General features: G+C 26.3%; 34 protein-coding genes. All 34 read right to left on the bottom strand.

Translation table 11 applies throughout. The annotated features are described in order from the left end of the window. Positions 1-10: 10 nt before the first annotated feature. The 34 genes from QZ357_RS03405 to QZ357_RS03240 all read right to left on the bottom strand — a co-directional run bounded on the left by QZ357_RS03405 (position 11) and on the right by QZ357_RS03240 (position 15,125). Entirely contained in the window at positions 11-1,627 is a 1,617-nt protein-coding gene (locus QZ357_RS03405) for a DUF1073 domain-containing protein (protein WP_290771793.1), read from the bottom strand. Continuing rightward, complete coding sequence (locus QZ357_RS03400) at positions 1,593-2,069, bottom strand: hypothetical protein (RefSeq protein WP_290771791.1); 477 nt, start codon at positions 2,067-2,069, stop codon at positions 1,593-1,595. The genes QZ357_RS03405 and QZ357_RS03400 overlap by 35 nt, the downstream gene beginning before the upstream one ends. A gap of 170 nt (positions 2,070-2,239) precedes the next feature. Then, positions 2,240-2,500 (bottom strand): hypothetical protein, encoded by a 261-nt coding sequence (locus QZ357_RS03395; protein WP_290771789.1) that lies wholly within the window; start codon positions 2,498-2,500, stop codon positions 2,240-2,242. A gap of 170 nt (positions 2,501-2,670) precedes the next feature. Next, positions 2,671-2,940 (bottom strand): hypothetical protein, encoded by a 270-nt coding sequence (locus QZ357_RS03390; protein WP_290771787.1) that lies wholly within the window; start codon positions 2,938-2,940, stop codon positions 2,671-2,673. An 83-nt stretch (positions 2,941-3,023) separates the two neighbouring features. After that, positions 3,024-3,203, bottom strand: a complete 180-nt coding sequence (locus QZ357_RS03385; RefSeq protein WP_290771785.1) for a hypothetical protein — start codon at positions 3,201-3,203, stop codon at positions 3,024-3,026. Then, a complete protein-coding gene (locus tag QZ357_RS03380; protein ID WP_290771783.1) occupies positions 3,204-3,494 on the bottom strand; it encodes a hypothetical protein in 291 nt (96 codons plus the stop codon). 3 nt (positions 3,495-3,497) lie between these two features. Beyond that, the gene (locus tag QZ357_RS03375; protein ID WP_290771781.1) at positions 3,498-4,766 is read right to left on the bottom strand and encodes a PBSX family phage terminase large subunit; all 1,269 of its coding nucleotides are present in this window, start codon (positions 4,764-4,766) and stop codon (positions 3,498-3,500) included. Further along, the gene (locus QZ357_RS03370; protein ID WP_290771779.1) at positions 4,756-4,905 is read right to left on the bottom strand and encodes a hypothetical protein; all 150 of its coding nucleotides are present in this window, start codon (positions 4,903-4,905) and stop codon (positions 4,756-4,758) included. The genes QZ357_RS03375 and QZ357_RS03370 overlap by 11 nt, the downstream gene beginning before the upstream one ends. Continuing rightward, positions 4,886-5,188, bottom strand: a complete 303-nt coding sequence (locus QZ357_RS03365; RefSeq protein WP_290771777.1) for a hypothetical protein — start codon at positions 5,186-5,188, stop codon at positions 4,886-4,888. The genes QZ357_RS03370 and QZ357_RS03365 overlap by 20 nt, the downstream gene beginning before the upstream one ends. Positions 5,189-5,332: 144 nt before the next feature. After that, the gene (locus tag QZ357_RS03360) at positions 5,333-5,755 is read right to left on the bottom strand and encodes a hypothetical protein (RefSeq protein ID WP_290771775.1); all 423 of its coding nucleotides are present in this window, start codon (positions 5,753-5,755) and stop codon (positions 5,333-5,335) included. Positions 5,756-5,868: 113 nt separating this feature from the next. Further along, positions 5,869-6,147, bottom strand: coding sequence for a hypothetical protein (locus QZ357_RS03355; RefSeq protein ID WP_290771773.1), 279 nt, complete (start codon positions 6,145-6,147; stop codon positions 5,869-5,871). Continuing rightward, positions 6,128-6,298, bottom strand: coding sequence for a hypothetical protein (locus tag QZ357_RS03350; protein ID WP_290771771.1), 171 nt, complete (start codon positions 6,296-6,298; stop codon positions 6,128-6,130). Before QZ357_RS03350 ends, QZ357_RS03355 begins: the two co-directional genes overlap by 20 nt. 180 nt (positions 6,299-6,478) lie before the next feature. Continuing rightward, on the bottom strand, positions 6,479-7,003 hold the full coding sequence (locus tag QZ357_RS03345) for a hypothetical protein (RefSeq protein WP_290771769.1): 525 nt from the start codon (positions 7,001-7,003) through the stop codon (positions 6,479-6,481). Between the two features lie 10 nt (positions 7,004-7,013). Further along, entirely contained in the window at positions 7,014-7,334 is a 321-nt protein-coding gene (locus tag QZ357_RS03340) for a hypothetical protein (protein ID WP_290771766.1), read from the bottom strand. Beyond that, positions 7,334-7,669, bottom strand: a complete 336-nt coding sequence (locus QZ357_RS03335; protein ID WP_290771764.1) for a hypothetical protein — start codon at positions 7,667-7,669, stop codon at positions 7,334-7,336. The genes QZ357_RS03340 and QZ357_RS03335 overlap by 1 nt, the downstream gene beginning before the upstream one ends. After that, positions 7,657-8,232, bottom strand: coding sequence for a hypothetical protein (locus QZ357_RS03330; RefSeq protein ID WP_290771762.1), 576 nt, complete (start codon positions 8,230-8,232; stop codon positions 7,657-7,659). The genes QZ357_RS03335 and QZ357_RS03330 overlap by 13 nt, the downstream gene beginning before the upstream one ends. Before the next feature lie 19 nt (positions 8,233-8,251). After that, positions 8,252-8,443: a hypothetical protein gene (locus QZ357_RS03325; RefSeq protein ID WP_290771760.1), complete on the bottom strand. Its 192-nt coding sequence runs from the start codon at positions 8,441-8,443 to the stop codon at positions 8,252-8,254. A 15-nt stretch (positions 8,444-8,458) separates the two neighbouring features. Beyond that, positions 8,459-8,650, bottom strand: a complete 192-nt coding sequence (locus QZ357_RS03320) for a hypothetical protein (RefSeq protein ID WP_290771758.1) — start codon at positions 8,648-8,650, stop codon at positions 8,459-8,461. Beyond that, a complete protein-coding gene (locus tag QZ357_RS03315; protein WP_290771756.1) occupies positions 8,634-8,951 on the bottom strand; it encodes a hypothetical protein in 318 nt (105 codons plus the stop codon). Before QZ357_RS03315 ends, QZ357_RS03320 begins: the two co-directional genes overlap by 17 nt. Positions 8,952-9,197: 246 nt before the next feature. Beyond that, complete coding sequence (locus tag QZ357_RS03310) at positions 9,198-9,452, bottom strand: hypothetical protein (protein ID WP_290771754.1); 255 nt, start codon at positions 9,450-9,452, stop codon at positions 9,198-9,200. Then, the gene (locus tag QZ357_RS03305) at positions 9,452-9,877 is read right to left on the bottom strand and encodes a hypothetical protein (protein ID WP_290771752.1); all 426 of its coding nucleotides are present in this window, start codon (positions 9,875-9,877) and stop codon (positions 9,452-9,454) included. The genes QZ357_RS03310 and QZ357_RS03305 overlap by 1 nt, the downstream gene beginning before the upstream one ends. A 99-nt stretch (positions 9,878-9,976) precedes the next feature. After that, positions 9,977-10,255: a hypothetical protein gene (locus QZ357_RS03300; protein WP_290771750.1), complete on the bottom strand. Its 279-nt coding sequence runs from the start codon at positions 10,253-10,255 to the stop codon at positions 9,977-9,979. 3 nt (positions 10,256-10,258) lie between these two features. Next, positions 10,259-10,657 (bottom strand): NUDIX domain-containing protein, encoded by a 399-nt coding sequence (locus QZ357_RS03295; RefSeq protein WP_290771749.1) that lies wholly within the window; start codon positions 10,655-10,657, stop codon positions 10,259-10,261. Further along, positions 10,657-11,328, bottom strand: a complete 672-nt coding sequence (locus QZ357_RS03290) for a terminase small subunit (RefSeq protein WP_290771746.1) — start codon at positions 11,326-11,328, stop codon at positions 10,657-10,659. Before QZ357_RS03290 ends, QZ357_RS03295 begins: the two co-directional genes overlap by 1 nt. 14 nt (positions 11,329-11,342) lie before the next feature. After that, positions 11,343-11,708, bottom strand: coding sequence for a hypothetical protein (locus tag QZ357_RS03285; protein WP_290771744.1), 366 nt, complete (start codon positions 11,706-11,708; stop codon positions 11,343-11,345). Positions 11,709-11,721: 13 nt separating this feature from the next. Then, on the bottom strand, positions 11,722-12,198 hold the full coding sequence (locus QZ357_RS03280; RefSeq protein ID WP_290771743.1) for a ribonuclease H: 477 nt from the start codon (positions 12,196-12,198) through the stop codon (positions 11,722-11,724). Position 12,199: 1 nt separating this feature from the next. Then, the gene (locus tag QZ357_RS03275) at positions 12,200-12,571 is read right to left on the bottom strand and encodes a hypothetical protein (RefSeq protein WP_290771741.1); all 372 of its coding nucleotides are present in this window, start codon (positions 12,569-12,571) and stop codon (positions 12,200-12,202) included. A gap of 93 nt (positions 12,572-12,664) precedes the next feature. Beyond that, the gene (locus QZ357_RS03270; protein WP_290771740.1) at positions 12,665-13,159 is read right to left on the bottom strand and encodes a hypothetical protein; all 495 of its coding nucleotides are present in this window, start codon (positions 13,157-13,159) and stop codon (positions 12,665-12,667) included. Between the two features lie 123 nt (positions 13,160-13,282). After that, positions 13,283-13,504, bottom strand: a complete 222-nt coding sequence (locus QZ357_RS03265; protein ID WP_290771739.1) for a hypothetical protein — start codon at positions 13,502-13,504, stop codon at positions 13,283-13,285. 13 nt (positions 13,505-13,517) lie between these two features. Continuing rightward, positions 13,518-13,724, bottom strand: a complete 207-nt coding sequence (locus tag QZ357_RS03260; protein ID WP_290771738.1) for a hypothetical protein — start codon at positions 13,722-13,724, stop codon at positions 13,518-13,520. Between the two features lie 5 nt (positions 13,725-13,729). Next, a complete protein-coding gene (locus tag QZ357_RS03255; RefSeq protein WP_290771737.1) occupies positions 13,730-14,089 on the bottom strand; it encodes a hypothetical protein in 360 nt (119 codons plus the stop codon). Next, a complete protein-coding gene (locus QZ357_RS03250; RefSeq protein WP_290771736.1) occupies positions 14,086-14,388 on the bottom strand; it encodes a hypothetical protein in 303 nt (100 codons plus the stop codon). The genes QZ357_RS03255 and QZ357_RS03250 overlap by 4 nt, the downstream gene beginning before the upstream one ends. Then, on the bottom strand, positions 14,366-14,866 hold the full coding sequence (locus tag QZ357_RS03245) for a hypothetical protein (RefSeq protein WP_290771735.1): 501 nt from the start codon (positions 14,864-14,866) through the stop codon (positions 14,366-14,368). Before QZ357_RS03245 ends, QZ357_RS03250 begins: the two co-directional genes overlap by 23 nt. Beyond that, positions 14,856-15,125, bottom strand: coding sequence for a hypothetical protein (locus QZ357_RS03240; protein ID WP_290771734.1), 270 nt, complete (start codon positions 15,123-15,125; stop codon positions 14,856-14,858). Before QZ357_RS03240 ends, QZ357_RS03245 begins: the two co-directional genes overlap by 11 nt. Positions 15,126-15,247: the final 122 nt, after the last annotated feature.

Below are 15,247 nucleotides of genomic sequence, written 5' to 3'. Positions count from 1 at the left end.
TTTAATACCCTTACTTTCTCAATTTAGACTTTACCCTATCCATCCAAGTTAACGAATCATTATTTAAAACTACTCTGTTTTCTTCATTATCTAAATTTAAATTATTTTCTGTTTCCGGAGAAATTTCACTAACCAGATTATTTTCTTCCTCATCAGTCAATTCGCCCTGCTCATCTTCTTGTTTTGCTTTCTCTATGTCTTCATCGGTTATATTAGACCACATACCAGTCTTTTCATTCTGTTGTTTTAATTCTTTCAAAGCTATTTCTTTTGTTATCAGGCCAGCTCCAAACGCTTCAAGTATAGGTCCGGCCATTGCCTGTGCTAAATCTGCAAGATCTTTGCTACTAACAGACATACAAGGATTAAATTCCCAGTCTAAATCCTCTGGCACTGCTCCTAAGGTTGACATAAAAATAATCGGTAACAATTTATCTAAAACTGGCTGTAAATAAGTTTCTTGTTTTTCTTCTACCGTTTCATAATATTGTGTTAAATCTCCTTCTCCTGTAGCATTAAAACCAGCAGGATTTCTGCCGAATAACTTTGTTACCGGCATTTCACAAGCACCGGCTACATCTAACATAAAAGATTCATATATATCATTTAATCCGCTAAAACTATACTGTTCTGTATTAAAATCATCGTCTTTATCCATAACATATATTCCCATGTTAGACATTAATTGATTTTGTGCTTGTAATACTTTATATAAATTCTCTTGAGCCTTTTGTGTACTTGCTCCTAATAATTGTCCTAAATCATTCATTTTTAATACTCTAATATTTGCTAAAAATATTAAACTTGCTATATTTGCAGAAGTATTATCCCTCTTCTTTAACTCTTCAAAAACTATCTCGATTTCAGATTCACCCCAATACATTTCAGCTTGTCTTTCCCATTGTGGCAAATCTCTACCGCTAAATCTTATAATCCTTGAATGATGTACCTTTATTAAATCTCCTTCTTTAAAGTTTAAATTATTAGATACTTGAGATAAAGAAATTGAATAATATTCCGGTAAACCAAACTCATCATCTGAAATATCTGATTCTAACTGTAAATCAGGAAAAACACCGTTCCATCTATCTATTATTAACAGTCCTTTATAATCATCTAACATTATCTGATCGTAATCTAAAGGTTCACTTAAATCTTCATCACCTTCTATTAAAATAAGCCCTGCCGCACCTCCGTACAGTCTCGCCCATCTCAATCCTTCTTTTATTTTTTCTTTTGTTTTTGTTTTCCGTATTACATAATTTATTTTACTTAATTTATCAGGATCCAACGAAGAATTAAATTTTATCCAATTCTTTAACATATCTGAAGGAAAAACATCTACTATTTTTCTAACAATCCATGAACTTCTATATAGAGAAGTAAACAATGTATAATTTTGACCCATCCTTGTTAAAGGATATTCTGCACCCTCATTTAAATTAGGCTGTCCAAATCCTAATCTCGCCATCTGATTTTGAAAAGCATCCGTAGTATATAATTTACTCAATACTTCTGTCTGATTTTTTAATTTACTCTCTATAATTTCTTTTGAATCTGTTTGAAGAATAGGCTCCATTTCTTCTATTTCTCTAAGTAAAGATTCTTGCACTTCCTTGCTCATCATCCCATCCTTCCGGTAAACCAATTAATTCTTTTATTTTTTCACAAGCTTTTGTTTGACCTATACATTTTGCTTTTACTTTTCCATTTACTTTTATTCTATATACATTCCTACTATTAATTCTTTTCATCTTAACAGAAATAACTCTTCCGTCTCTCAATCTTCCTGTACAGGATTCATTTGTAAATTTATAATTAAAACAAAGCCTTTCTCTTGGGATTAAACGGGGATTATATAGCAATTTATTTATCATAAACATGCAATTTCCCTTAGTTCTAAATATACTTTTCTCTACCCCGTTTTCTTTTTCTTTTTTTATTAACTCTTCTATTTTTCTTACATCTTCTTCGGTAACTTTTATATTCTTTTTTAAACGTGCTCTTTGTTTTTGCGATTCTCTTTTTGACCTTAATATTACATCGTAGTCTTTTTTATGATTAGCCATTTTACTTATTTCTTTATATAGCAAAATCCCTACTAAAGTAGGGAATAGTTTTATCCTAATAATTATCTAAGATTAAATCATAATCTTCTAAATCAAATAACTTATTTTTCATGTGCAACTTTATAAACTTTCATCTAACTTTTCCTCATTCAATCTAATTTATTAATTTATTAATACCTTTTTATCAACATTCTTAATAGCCTTTCTACTTCATATGGTTTTAATTCTCTTTCAATTGAAATTAAAATATTTATCATATCATCTAACCTACATCTTAACTCTCCTTCTATCATGCTCATTTCAGTTATTACAAGATCTATTATTTCATTTACACTATCTTGCACTGTTTTATAATAAAACTTTTCATATTCCTCTTCCTCATTATGATTTAAATGATTTAATTCATCTATAATTTTAGATACATTTTGCATTTTTTTCTTTTGCTACTTCATAATAAATTGACAATTCTAAATCATTCATTTTACCTAAATCTAATGCTATCTCTTTTAACTCTTTATTCATCTATATTCTCCTTAAGTTATTTAATAAAAATATCTTCTACATCATAAAATATAAATACTTCATGTCTATTTATATAATACTAAACTATTCTGTTTACAAACTGTCCTACATTTTCAACTCCTAAATTTTTACTTATACCCCCATTATATATTATATCATTATATTTCTTTACTAAATTATTGTGCTTTTCTTTTGCTTCATCTAAAGTTTTAGAACGAGCAATTTCTATTTCTTCACCATCATTTAAAAACATAACTATTGTTTCATACTCATCATAGATTTTAACTGTAGAAATAACTGCTTTATGACTACAATAAATCATTTCATGAAGCGCAATTCTTTCAAACATTTTTCTACCTCCTAAATACATCTAATAACTATCATTTCTATATTTATAGTATCATACTTTTAAAAATTTGTAAATACTTTTTTTTAATTACTCTCCTCTTCTTCTTTTTCTTTTATATCTTGTATTATATCATTTACTAATAATTCTATTTCTTTAAATTTATTAACATACGGTATATTATAATTAAAATTATTTTTCTTTATTTCACCAAATGATATACTTTCTATTTCATATAACTTATTTAACATGCTTTTATTTATCATTTAAATTTCTCCTTCAATTATAGCTTTGATTTTTTCTCTATCTTCTTGTTTTGTAATATTAAACCTACACTTACCATCACCATCTATAAAAAACTTTTCTCCTTCTACCTCACAAATAAAAGAGTGTCCAATATTACAATTATATTCTATTAATCTTAATAATTTTATTAAATCTGAATCCTCTTTATCTACTATAAATTCTATATTTAAATTACCCCTAATTACACCATATTTATCTATTTTTATATCACTATCATTTATAAAACAATTTATTATTTTATCGTATTTCATATTTTATGCCCTCCCCAATATTCTTTTTCTCATTATTGTATTGATAAAATATCTCATTGCATCCATTGCATGATCATTTAACTTAACAGGTTTTTCTTCTCCTCTTTGTTTTGCTTTATCATCCCATACATATCCACCTAATTCGGAGATTGTCATTTTGCAATTGTTTTTATTTATTTTATATTTTTTCTGCCATAAAGCAGAACTTGTACACACTATTCCTTCTCTTACTGAGTTATCTGCCAATTTAACAACATATCCTTCATTTCTTAACAAAACAATTAAACTTTCTGCACTTGGATCTACCACTATTTTAGTTACAGGTATTTCTTCTTTTTTTTCAAGCTCTTTTATCATTCTTAAATATTCTATATCCGGAAGTCTTTTTTGTGCTTTTTTACTATCATAATATATTTCGTTTTCCTGATATGACACATCCCAATTATCATATATATCTAACACTACGAAAGGATTTGTTGTTCCATAGTCTATTGCAAAATATCTTGTACTATTTAATTTAATACTTTCATCTAAATTTAAATATACATTATTTTCTTCAGTAAACATATCATATATTATACCCTCGGATAAAGCCCATAGTCCTAATATATATCTTAAATAAAAAACTCCTGTAAATCTTTTTTTATAATCTTGCTTTACTTCTTCATCTAAAGATGGATTATCGTCCATGGTAAAATGTATATGTAACATATTTAATTCTTCTGCTTTATCAATAAACTCTAATTTAAACCAATGATTAGGCATATCCGGGTTACAGTTAAACCATAACTTACTACCTTTTACAGAGCATCTACTTATTGCCTGATTAACAAAAGATTGAGGTTGTAAAGCGGCTTCATCAAAATACCATCCTGCCGCTGTCATTCCCTGTATTGTAGCATAAGAACTTTCATCCCTTCCACCAAATACATAAAAATGATTTATTTTTACTTTACCTGTTTCTTTATCTTTTATTCTTACTATTAATGTATCGTCTTTATATTCTACTTTATAACCTCTTGATTTTAACAAAGGTATTAACCAAAAAATAACATTACGTTTAAATGAGGCTACTGTCCTTCCAGACATACCAAATTGCTGACCATCAAAGTTTTTCATAGCCCAAAATATATATGAAGCACTCATGCTTAAAGATTTGCCACTTCTTACTGATCCGTCGCAAATAATGCCTTTTTGATTTTTAAACTTACTTTTTGATGTCCACCATGTTAAAACAATTAGTTGTTTTTTTGAAAATATATCAAACTTCATTATTATTTTCTTTCTTTAAATCATTTTGTAAACTTTCTATCGCCATTGTAATAGCTTCTTTTTCTTTTTCATTAAACCATGGTAAATACATTTGACTTAACAATATTACTGCTTCTTGTTTACTTAACTTTTGTTTCATTTAACATTGTTACCCCTATATTTTTACTTTTATCAATATCATATTTATATTGCAATTTTAACCAATAATTTTTACTAATATCAAAATATTGTTCTAAACCATCAGCTATATTATCATCTATGCTTATTTCATAATTTAATAATTTTAACATTTTATCTTTTTCTATATTTAATATTTTTACAAATTCTTCTTTTGACATATTATAATATTCTCTAATTTCATTTAAATAATATGCCGGATGGAATATTGCTTTATCATTTATAATATCATAACCTTCATACATTTATTTTATTTCATTCTTCTAATGCTTCTTTTCTTGTTTTTTCTGTTTTAAAACCACATTTAGAACATTTATAATAATACATATTTTTTAAACCATTTAATGTGCAAGTCCATTCTTTCGGATATTTATTACAATAGATGCATTTTATTTTTGCCATATTTGTTCTATGCCTTTAATCTCTTTTGATAAAATAAATCCATTTTTATCTAAATATTTTTTAACATTTCTTAATTGTTTTCTCAATATATTTTCTTCATTTATTATATTGTCTTTTATAGATATTAATTCTGTTCTTTTTATTTCTGCTTGCACTTGTAATTTTATCAGTTCTATTTCTTTTTCTGATTTTGATAATTTCCACCATTTTTTTATTTTTCTTTTTTCATTTTCTATTTGTTCAATAATTTTATTCCAATTTTCTATCAAATCTGCACATTTATATTCTTCTTTTTTATTCTCTAACAAAGTTAAATGACAGATCTTTGTTAAATCTGATTTTATTTTATAATCTATATTTGAAAATTCAAACTTAACAAACATATTTTCATATTTTATTTTTACTTCCATTTTCTTATACCATATAAACTATAATATCAAAATAAATATTAATGATACTACTAATCCTATTACTACACCTAAACAAATATAAAATAACTTATCTAATATTTTCATTTTTTATTCTACCTTAACTTTATTTTATTCAAATTCCATGATTTTACTTCTAATTTTAATTCTTCAATATATTCTGCTAACTCTTTTAAATCTTCTAATTCTCTATCTGTCATTCTCACTCCATATTCAATAAAACTTAATATTAAATCTTCTAAATTTCTATGATAACCGCTAACTCTTATTTCATATTTATCTTTTGTTTTATCTTTAGGTATTTTTACTTTAGTTATAAAAAAACAATTGCTGTCTGCATTTAAATAATATCTTTTACCTATTTTTATTTTCATATTTCACCCTCATCATATCTGCCGCCACTAACAATTTTTTAGATATAGTTTCATCATATGGAATCATAACATAACTACCTCTAAAACTTTGTATTTCTTCGGCTATATTTATCAATGTTTCAATAACACTTTTATATTCTTTTTCTTCCAATTTATTGTCCTCAAATTACATTAAAATTGTAGGCGCAATATACAATAAAAACATAACAGATATTCCTACTATTCCACCGGTTATTATTTCTAAAATCATTTTTTTCATTTTTCTACCTCCTTAACTCATATCTAAATTATATCACACTTTTATTATTTTGTATATATATTTTTAAATATATTATAAAAAATATTCATCATTTAATAAGTGCACTCCATACAGAAGTGCGTATCCTCTATTTGATTTTATCCTGACAGGATCTTTTTGTCTTCGATAGTAAATCTTCACATCTTCGCCTAAAACCTTATATACACTTGTTAAATGCTCAGACTGCACCGCTACTCTATTCTTTTTATCAATAACAAAGATACTCATTGTTTCTATTTTTTTAGATCTTTTTTTAATATCTTTAATTTCAGGTATACATTTCAACTCTTTATATCTTTTTCTTTTATTATCTTTAATACTTGATAATATTACATCATTTATTAAATCATTTTTATTCAAATATACCCTTAAACCTTTTTCATTTAACTTTTTATCATTAAATTTAAATATTATTTCACCTTTGTAACAATAATAAAAATAGCCCTCCTTGTCTTGCGACAAGGCCAAGCTATAATTATACTTATAATTTCCACATTTTAATAATTTTTTATCATTTTTAACCTTATTTATTAATTTATTTATTTCTTTTATATACATTTTTAATCCCTCAGGTTATATTAGATATATCTACTCCTGTTTCTTCTTTTAATATTTTTACTAATTCTCTTAGCTCAACTTTATTTTCTAAAATACACTCATAATTATTTAAGCAAAAATCTATAAACCTTTCTTCTCTATTTCTATTCTGTTCATCGACTTTTTTCATTAAACTTGCATATTTATCATGTATTACCATCGTTGGAATACATAACATTAATATAAAGGCTTTTCTAATTGCATCATTAGTAATATCATCTTTTATTTTTTCAATTTCTTTATTTGTTACCAATTTCTTTTTCTTTCTATTTTTTTTAATTCTGTTAGACATTATTCAATATTTATCCTTTTTATATTTCTTTTCATTTTAATATCTATCTCTTCTATTAACTCTTTTAAATCTATTTTTTGTGCTTTCAAATAAATATAGAGAGAAATAATAACATCTGCGCTCTCTTCTAATAAACTTGCTCTATATTTCAGAAAATCTGAATAATTTTTCATTCTAAGCATTTTTACAGATGATTGTATCAATTCAGAACATTCTTCAATTAATATAAATTTTGATATTTCTTCTCCATGAAAATTTATCATTGCACTAAAATCATTTCCATATCTTTCTAACAAATTATCAAGTAAATTTTTCTTATCTCCTAATTGTCCCATTCTTCTACCTCATCAGATCTTTCTTCATCAATATATTCATTGTCTTCTTCAATTTCCTCTTCATATTCTTCCGAGTCATTTAAATCACTTTCAACAGTATTTTCATTCTCCATTACATTCTTATCCTCTACTAACTCTTGATCTGCCTCTATAGTCTTCTCTATGCTTTCTACTTTACTTTCTGACTTAACCGGCATTTCATATTTTTTTTCATCCCACTCTGCGTCTTTTGGTTCAAACCACCATGGACAATCACTACAAGGTATCATTTCTTCACAATTAGAAAAATATCCACACCTAATAAAACCATCTGCATTTTTTTCAGCCCACGGTCTATTTTTAAATTTATAGCTAAATAAATCGCTATTTGTTTTTCTCGGATTTTCACTCATCCATTTATTCATATCAGATAAAAACAAATCAGGATCAGAAATCATATATTCATTACAATCTTGAAAATTATATTCTTCCATATTTTTGGTTAAACAACATTCTAAACATGTTTCATATGTTTTACACATTCTTGACTTTTCTTTAATTATTGTTTTAAAATTTGTATTCATTTTTCATTTCTCCTTTTTATTAATAAAATTCAATAGTATTACTATTTTTTAAATCTTCATCTAATTTTAAAATACAGTATCTTTCTGAAGTTTTTAAATCTAACTCAAAAATCATACCACTTTTTATTAAAAGTTTTATTTTTTCTCTTAATTTTAAATTAAAAAATACCCTTAATGTAACATTATTTTGGTTACATACATCTATTCTCATTTTACACCTATTTTATTAATCATCTAATAATCTAAAAGGTTTTATGCTTAATTTATTTTCATCTATTTCTATATTCCAACACTCTTTTACATAACTTGCTATCTCTTTTCTTGTTTTATATTGCGAAGCATCCAAAATCATTCTTCTAATTTTTTCTCCATCTTCAAAATATAAAACAGATAACTCACCACTATTTATTCTCTTCATTTTTACTTTCTTCATTCAAATAACAATATAAATTGATTAAATATATAATGTTATCTTTTATTTTCTCCTCCCATTTTTCAATAGAAAAATTTGCACCCTCAGCACTTTCACAAATCATATCATAAATTGAAACTGTGTGCTTTACCATCATACCAGCTATTGCTTCGGGTATTGTTTCATTTAATAAAATTGCTCCAGTTCTAAAATTATGGTAATCATCTTCAGTAGCATATTCATTATGCTTTTCTTTTATTGTTTTATTTACTACATTAAATAATTTTTCAATACTTTTTTCATACATATTTACACCTAATTATTCGCAATTCCCATTTTTTTTTTTTTTAAACTTATGGTTCATTAAATATAACTCACCAGCAGAGCCATTACAAAAATCAATAACGTAATCTGCTTCTTTAAACTTCCATTTTCATTTCTAATTTGAATACAAACTGGACAATCATACCCAAATTCTTTATTAATGTTTTACAAATGTCTTCTAATTCACCAGTTGTTAACATAATATTATCCTTTCAATTATTATCACAACTTATATATGTCTATCATCTTTTATCGTTATTCTTAACTCAATCTTACGTCCGTCTTTAAGATCCCATTCATATCCTCCGGTGGTAGCTTTGCTACAATCATAACCACCTAAACAGTCCATGACCATATATGAGACAACAGAATTTATAGCTTCGTTTGTACACTCCGTCTTGTTTTGCCACATAGATTTATTTTTATTACTTAGTGTCCCAGCATATATACCAAAAGCACCACATCCAACATGATATTCATCCATTACTCTTCCACCTCCCACGTCAGCATTTCTTCAATACTATGTGGTTCTTCATCTTCCCATTTGATAAATAAAAACCATGAATTCTGGGGAAGGTAAGTTGCAGGAACATCTTCATCAAGATGCCATACAACCACACTTTTCTCAGGCTTACTTATATAAAAGAATAAAGAACCGCTCTTATCTCTTGCGATATATCCACTACCAAACGCTTTGCATAAATGCATTTCTTTTTCTGTCAGCTTCGGTTTCGGCTCTTTATATTCTTCAGCAAACCATCTTAATAATGTTATAAAGCACCCCTCATGTTCATTATTAAGATCACATTCATTACACATCACATCGTCACATGAAGTAAGTTTTTCATTTTTTACAGCAGTATATCCTTTTTCTATTGATTCTTTATGATATTTTTCAAAATTAGTCATATAACATTTTCCTCCTATCTCTTAATCATTACTATCTCTCTTACATTTGTTATTTTATCACATTTAAAATCATTTGTAAATATTTTTTCTTATTCTAATTTAAATATTTTCATAATTTTCTTCGATTAAAGGCTCTAAAACATTAGTTGGTCTACCGTCCATTATTATTTTATTTGCATCTTCTATTTCTTCTTTTTTTACAGAAAAATCTATCCTATATCTTCCGTTTATTATTTCTTTTGTTTCAGTGTTTATCACATTCTCTTGTTTTTTTACTTTATAAATATATAAATTATCATAGTTCATTAACATTTCTAATAAAATTTCTTTTGTTTCATTTTCGCTATCCACCATCAAACTTAAATTTAATTTTTTCATTTTCTATTCCTTTATTGTTTTACCTAAAATATATTTAATACATTTTTTTGTTTCATTTGTAACACCAACATTATTAGGGTTTAGCACCCAATTTATATTTTTTACAAATAATATCCCTTCGTCTGATAAATTTAAATTTTTTGTAGTTTTATACAAATCTTCTACAATCAAAGTAAAAATATAAGATTTTATCTTTTTATATACACCTATAATTTTAATATTTTTACTATCACTGATACCTGTTTCTTCAAACAATTCTCTTCTTGCACATTCAGTTACCGTTTCACCTTTTTCAATATGCCCTCCTACGCCACACCAAGTACCCATAGCAGGATTATTTTTTCTATTTAACAAAAGTACGTTTCCCTTTTTGTCAATAACAAATATTAAAGTATAACGCATTATTCTTCCTCTGATTCAATTGATTCAGTGTCATTTATTGATAAAGCGGCTTTTTCCAACGCCTCTAAGAATCCATCATCTTCTACTTCATCTAACATACCAGCTTTAGATTTTTCAATAACTAACTTTTCTTGCATTATTTCGATCTTCTTCTCTTCCATTTTCCTTTTCCAGTCATACGGATTGGTGTCCATATAATTTTCCAGTTTCTCAAAGGCTTTCAAACGGTCAGGAAATTTAACAATAAATCCTCCATTCGGAGTTTGCCTTATTTCTTGTATCACCTGACCGTCAATTTTATCAAAATCTTTTATAACAACATTTCCTTTTTCATCTTTTTCAAAGTAATCTGTAACATCATAAAAAGCAAGCTTAGCATAACTATTGAAAATATCTAAAGCCGAAACACAGGCTTTATCATATAGCCTTATTTTTAACCAAGCTATATAATTAATCACCCTTTGTTTCGACCTTACTATTTTGTAAATATTCTTCAGCGTGGTTACTTTATATCCGGCTTTAATGGCCGCCATTTTCATATTATAATCATTTATATAATATTCACAGAAAGCAACCTCTCTATCTGTCATTCCGTCTATTATTTCATTTCTATCCATCCCTCTCAACTGTTCTTCGGTATAATTTGATACCTTTTTTGACTTTGGCGGCAAATTTTAGCACTCCTTTATTTTAATATTTTTTCTTTATAAAAACTTTTACTTATCATTTCTTTTTCAGATATTTTTTTTAAAAAAGAATTTATATTGCAAGAATTACAATTATATTTTTCATTTATAAAAAATGACTTATGAAATTCCTTACATATTTTACAATTATTTTCTTTCTCTTTTTCAATATCTAAAACACAATAAACTGTCAATGTTATTGTTGTTTCAGAAACTTTTGTAAATCTGTAAACTAATTTATTTTTTAACTCTTTATTATTTAATATCTTTTTTGCTACAAACTTACAACCATTTAAATAAGCTTTTTTTAAATCACCCGAGCTATTTATAAAATCTTTTTCAATAACAAAAGAAATGGTTTTCATTTTATTTATTCCTCTAAATGCTTGAAGCAGATAATCTTGCTAATTCATCAACTTTTTCATTCAATTCATTGCCCGCATGGCCTTTAATTTTAATTAAATCAAATTCCAAATCATCTGATAAATCAATAAATTCTTCCCATAAATCTCTATTTAAAACTTCTGTACCTTTATTTGTTTTCCAACCATTTCCAAGCCATTTTTTTAACCACTTCTTGTTATAAGCATTTACACAATATTCCGAATCAGAATATATTTTCAAATCATATTCGCTTATTTTATTTTTTGTTAACATTTTTTTAAAATCACTCAAGGCTTCTAAAATAGCCGTTATTTCCATTCTGTTATTAGTCGTATAACGCTCCCCACCACTGGATTTTTTTACAATTTCTCCTGTGCTATTTGTAGCAATGTACGCCCAACCGCCTTTTCCTGGATTTTTTAAACAAGATCCATCTGTATATATATTTAACTTCAATTTCTTTTGTTTCATTTTATTTCACCTTTTTCTTTTCATGCATTATTTTGTAATAACAAAATACAATTATTTTTAAATACATTTCATTTAAATTTAATGATACAAAAGTATATATATCTTTTCCTTCTTTTTTCTGTTTATTACTCATTCCTTTTTTTATCAAATGACAAACTTGCCTGTTTTTAAAGTACATTATTGTTGTAATATCTAAATCTGTTTTAGAGCAAATTTTATACGACAATTCTGCAAATTTATCAAAATCATTTTTAAAATTTCTATATGATAAATTTTTATTTTTTATCATTTTCATTTCATTAAACTTTTCTATTAAAAATTTAACATTTTCTTTTTCCCTGCAATCTAACATTGGGATTTCATTTAATTTCATTTTTTATTTTACCTCTTTTTTTAATTAAAAAAGCCTGTACTTGAAACATATTAAGTTTTCCAAGTACAGGCAAAATTTAAAAGATATTAGTCATTAAATATCCCAATCATCATCATCTTCATCATCTTCTTCTTCAACTACCTTCTTCTTTTTCTTAGCAGGTGCCTGTGCTTTCTTTGCCGGTCTACCTCTCTTCTTTGCTGGCTTAACTACTTCTTCTTCCTCTTCCTCATCATCTTCTTCTTCGTCAAAATCGTCCTCTTCTTCAACTACCTTCTTCTTTGCCGGTCTACCTCTCTTACCAGTCGCTTTCTTTGCTGGCTTAACTACTTCTTCTTCCTCTTCCTCAGAAGCTTCTACCTTAATGATAGAATCAAATTTGCGAATCGTACCCCATTCAGGTACAGCGTTGAAGAAATTCTTCAGATTTTCCATTGCTTTTTCATTCGGCATAGAAGATACAAGGGAACTCATGATCGTTGTGATTGTTGGAAATCTCTTTCCTGCATCTGCGACAGCCTCCATTGCCTCATCCCCACCTGCAATTAAAGCGTTTCCTAATTCTGCAACTGTCCAATTTTTTGCCATTTCTTTTTTTCTCCTTTTCTTTCTTAAACTTCTTTCTTAAACTTTCTCAATTTAAAGGTTTAAATTTTCCTTCCTGCACAATTATAATATCATATTTATCACAATCTGTAAATACTTTTTACCCTATTTATATAAAAAATATTTATTTATACCTTCAATAAATTTATCAAACTCAGATCTACCTAAAACAATACTGCCCTTTTCGTACATATACCTTTCGTATCCTCCATCAGAAACTACAAACCTTTTAGCTAAAACTATATCACCATTTTTATTCTCTGACACTACAAATTCTTTATAATCTGAAATATTGCATGAAGTTATCACTTTATATCCATTATCCATTATTCTCCTCCCACTATTTATTTTCTTTTGTTTTCTTTTTAAAATTTTTAATTTCCGCTTTTATCTTGTTATAACCCATATTTCTTTTTGAAATTATAATATTTGAAATTATTGGTTTATCTAAATTAGAATTTTCAATAATTTCATTTACTTCTGATTCTATATCTTTTACTATTTTTGCTATATTTTTTAAAGCAATATATGACAGACCTTCTTTCATTTTATCTATTCCTCTTCCTCATCGTCTTCATCAATCATACCGGAACATAATATGAATATAATCGCTTCTCTTTCTACAAGTTCATTTAAATTTTCAATTTCTACATTTTCAATCTCTGTATTAAATTTAATAATAGATTCTCCATCTCTATCTACTATTAAACTATTTAAATAAAAAACACCTATATCAAACGGTTTATTATTTATTTTTGCTTTTATTTCAATATTACAATTTATTAGTTGTAATAAACTTAAACTATTTACTAACTCTGAATATGGAGACTTAAACTTTAAATCTACCGATCCATTTTTTTTAATAGAATGTCCGTTATACTGCACTTCTAATTTTGTTTTTACCTTTTTCATTTTAATAAAATTTCTCCCTTTTTATCTTTTATAACAATAAAACCTAAACATATATCTTTTATTAATATATTTATTTTATAGCCTGAATTTGTTTTAAAAGTAAGCATACAATTATCAAAACCCGACATACATAAAAATTCATTATTTTCAATAAAAACCGGCATTTTATTGCTTTCTTTTCTCTTCAAACTATATTTTTCACCTTTTATTAATTTTTTATTTAAAAACTTTTTTACTTCTTTCATTTCATTTTTTAAATCACATCTCATTAAAAAACTATCTTCTTCTAAATTTTTCACTTTTCTTTTTCCTTTCTTCTTCAAGCTCTTTATAAAAACGCTTTCTCGCTTTATTTGAGCTTTCAATTTTTTTTCTTTTATTATTATTTAATTCTTTTTCTTTTTTTTCATTTAACTCATTTAATATTTTTGTTTCTTTATATTCACCTAATTCTAAATATTTACTTAATTTTACTAAATCATTCGGTTTTAAAACAAAATATACTTCATCTCTTTGTAAAAATTCTATAATGAATAATGGTATTTTGTTTTCTACAATTGCATGATATTCTAATTTATCAATATCATCCAATAACAATTTATAGCTATTGGCATCTGTAGATTTTAATTGAGCTAAAACATAGTCATTATATCCATCTTCTTTTGCAATCCATCCGGCGCCAGACATTGGAGTCGCTTTTAAACCATACCTGCTCATTATCTCTTTTTCATTTTTACTATAGAATTTCCCTGTTCTTCTATTCTTTCTATTCATCATCTTCTAAACTTTTTAACAACACTTCTACACTATACGCTTCTGTGTTATCTTCAGAAACTTTTTCAATAAAACTTAAATCAGGAAATATACTTGCAATTTCATCAATATAACAACAACTTCCTGATGATATTAAAAACATAGCGTTATAGTCATTTATCGGTTTATTTTCAAACCAATGTAAAACATTGTTATTTGCCCTTGCTAAATAACCTCTACCTAACATTTTCAAAAATGCTTTTTGTCTCTCATCTAATTTCATTTCATTTTCTCCCATTTCTTTTGTTTTTTAAATATTTAATAATTTATTTTTTAATGGTGGGCCATCGGGGACTTGAACCCTGGACCTGCCGGTTATGAGCCGGATGCTCTGACCAACTGAGC

Source organism: Anaerofustis sp. (assembly GCF_019420015.1).
GTDB lineage: Bacteria > Bacillota > Clostridia > Eubacteriales > Anaerofustaceae > Anaerofustis.
The sequence above is the reverse complement of the archived record's forward strand: the minus strand, read 5'-3'. Positions and strand labels throughout refer to the sequence as shown.

Excerpts from the sequence above, each read along its gene's own strand:
- QZ357_RS03365 (WP_290771777.1), bottom strand. The coding sequence starts at position 5,188 with ATGTATGAAGGTTATGATATTATAAATGATAAAGCAATATTCCATCCG.
- QZ357_RS03320 (WP_290771758.1), bottom strand. The coding sequence starts at position 8,650 with ATGAAGAGAATAAATAGTGGTGAGTTATCTGTTTTATATTTTGAAGAT.
- QZ357_RS03375 (WP_290771781.1), bottom strand. The coding sequence starts at position 4,766 with ATGAAGTTTGATATATTTTCAAAAAAACAACTAATTGTTTTAACATGG.
- QZ357_RS03340 (WP_290771766.1), bottom strand. The coding sequence starts at position 7,334 with ATGTCTAACAGAATTAAAAAAAATAGAAAGAAAAAGAAATTGGTAACA.
- QZ357_RS03270 (WP_290771740.1), bottom strand. The coding sequence starts at position 13,159 with ATGGCAAAAAATTGGACAGTTGCAGAATTAGGAAACGCTTTAATTGCA.
- QZ357_RS03265 (WP_290771739.1), bottom strand. The coding sequence starts at position 13,504 with ATGGATAATGGATATAAAGTGATAACTTCATGCAATATTTCAGATTAT.
- QZ357_RS03325 (WP_290771760.1), bottom strand. The coding sequence starts at position 8,443 with ATGAGAATAGATGTATGTAACCAAAATAATGTTACATTAAGGGTATTT.
- QZ357_RS03335 (WP_290771764.1), bottom strand. The coding sequence starts at position 7,669 with ATGGGACAATTAGGAGATAAGAAAAATTTACTTGATAATTTGTTAGAA.
- QZ357_RS03385 (WP_290771785.1), bottom strand. The coding sequence starts at position 3,203 with ATGATAAATAAAAGCATGTTAAATAAGTTATATGAAATAGAAAGTATA.
- QZ357_RS03295 (WP_290771749.1), bottom strand. The coding sequence starts at position 10,657 with ATGCGTTATACTTTAATATTTGTTATTGACAAAAAGGGAAACGTACTT.
- QZ357_RS03360 (WP_290771775.1), bottom strand. The coding sequence starts at position 5,755 with ATGGAAGTAAAAATAAAATATGAAAATATGTTTGTTAAGTTTGAATTT.
- QZ357_RS03275 (WP_290771741.1), bottom strand. The coding sequence starts at position 12,571 with ATGAAATTAAATGAAATCCCAATGTTAGATTGCAGGGAAAAAGAAAAT.
- QZ357_RS03400 (WP_290771791.1), bottom strand. The coding sequence starts at position 2,069 with ATGGCTAATCATAAAAAAGACTACGATGTAATATTAAGGTCAAAAAGA.
- QZ357_RS03330 (WP_290771762.1), bottom strand. The coding sequence starts at position 8,232 with ATGAATACAAATTTTAAAACAATAATTAAAGAAAAGTCAAGAATGTGT.
- QZ357_RS03390 (WP_290771787.1), bottom strand. The coding sequence starts at position 2,940 with ATGTTTGAAAGAATTGCGCTTCATGAAATGATTTATTGTAGTCATAAA.
- QZ357_RS03245 (WP_290771735.1), bottom strand. The coding sequence starts at position 14,866 with ATGATGAATAGAAAGAATAGAAGAACAGGGAAATTCTATAGTAAAAAT.
- QZ357_RS03370 (WP_290771779.1), bottom strand. The coding sequence starts at position 4,905 with ATGAAACAAAAGTTAAGTAAACAAGAAGCAGTAATATTGTTAAGTCAA.
- QZ357_RS03310 (WP_290771754.1), bottom strand. The coding sequence starts at position 9,452 with ATGGATGAATATCATGTTGGATGTGGTGCTTTTGGTATATATGCTGGG.
- QZ357_RS03285 (WP_290771744.1), bottom strand. The coding sequence starts at position 11,708 with ATGAAAACCATTTCTTTTGTTATTGAAAAAGATTTTATAAATAGCTCG.
- QZ357_RS03305 (WP_290771752.1), bottom strand. The coding sequence starts at position 9,877 with ATGACTAATTTTGAAAAATATCATAAAGAATCAATAGAAAAAGGATAT.
- QZ357_RS03240 (WP_290771734.1), bottom strand. The coding sequence starts at position 15,125 with ATGAAATTAGATGAGAGACAAAAAGCATTTTTGAAAATGTTAGGTAGA.
- QZ357_RS03315 (WP_290771756.1), bottom strand. The coding sequence starts at position 8,951 with ATGTATGAAAAAAGTATTGAAAAATTATTTAATGTAGTAAATAAAACA.
- QZ357_RS03255 (WP_290771737.1), bottom strand. The coding sequence starts at position 14,089 with ATGAAAAAGGTAAAAACAAAATTAGAAGTGCAGTATAACGGACATTCT.
- QZ357_RS03300 (WP_290771750.1), bottom strand. The coding sequence starts at position 10,255 with ATGAAAAAATTAAATTTAAGTTTGATGGTGGATAGCGAAAATGAAACA.
- QZ357_RS03395 (WP_290771789.1), bottom strand. The coding sequence starts at position 2,500 with ATGCAAAATGTATCTAAAATTATAGATGAATTAAATCATTTAAATCAT.
- QZ357_RS03280 (WP_290771743.1), bottom strand. The coding sequence starts at position 12,198 with ATGAAACAAAAGAAATTGAAGTTAAATATATATACAGATGGATCTTGT.
- QZ357_RS03260 (WP_290771738.1), bottom strand. The coding sequence starts at position 13,724 with ATGAAAGAAGGTCTGTCATATATTGCTTTAAAAAATATAGCAAAAATA.
- QZ357_RS03345 (WP_290771769.1), bottom strand. The coding sequence starts at position 7,003 with ATGTATATAAAAGAAATAAATAAATTAATAAATAAGGTTAAAAATGAT.
- QZ357_RS03405 (WP_290771793.1), bottom strand. The coding sequence starts at position 1,627 with ATGATGAGCAAGGAAGTGCAAGAATCTTTACTTAGAGAAATAGAAGAA.
- QZ357_RS03380 (WP_290771783.1), bottom strand. The coding sequence starts at position 3,494 with ATGAAATACGATAAAATAATAAATTGTTTTATAAATGATAGTGATATA.
- QZ357_RS03355 (WP_290771773.1), bottom strand. The coding sequence starts at position 6,147 with ATGAAAATAAAAATAGGTAAAAGATATTATTTAAATGCAGACAGCAAT.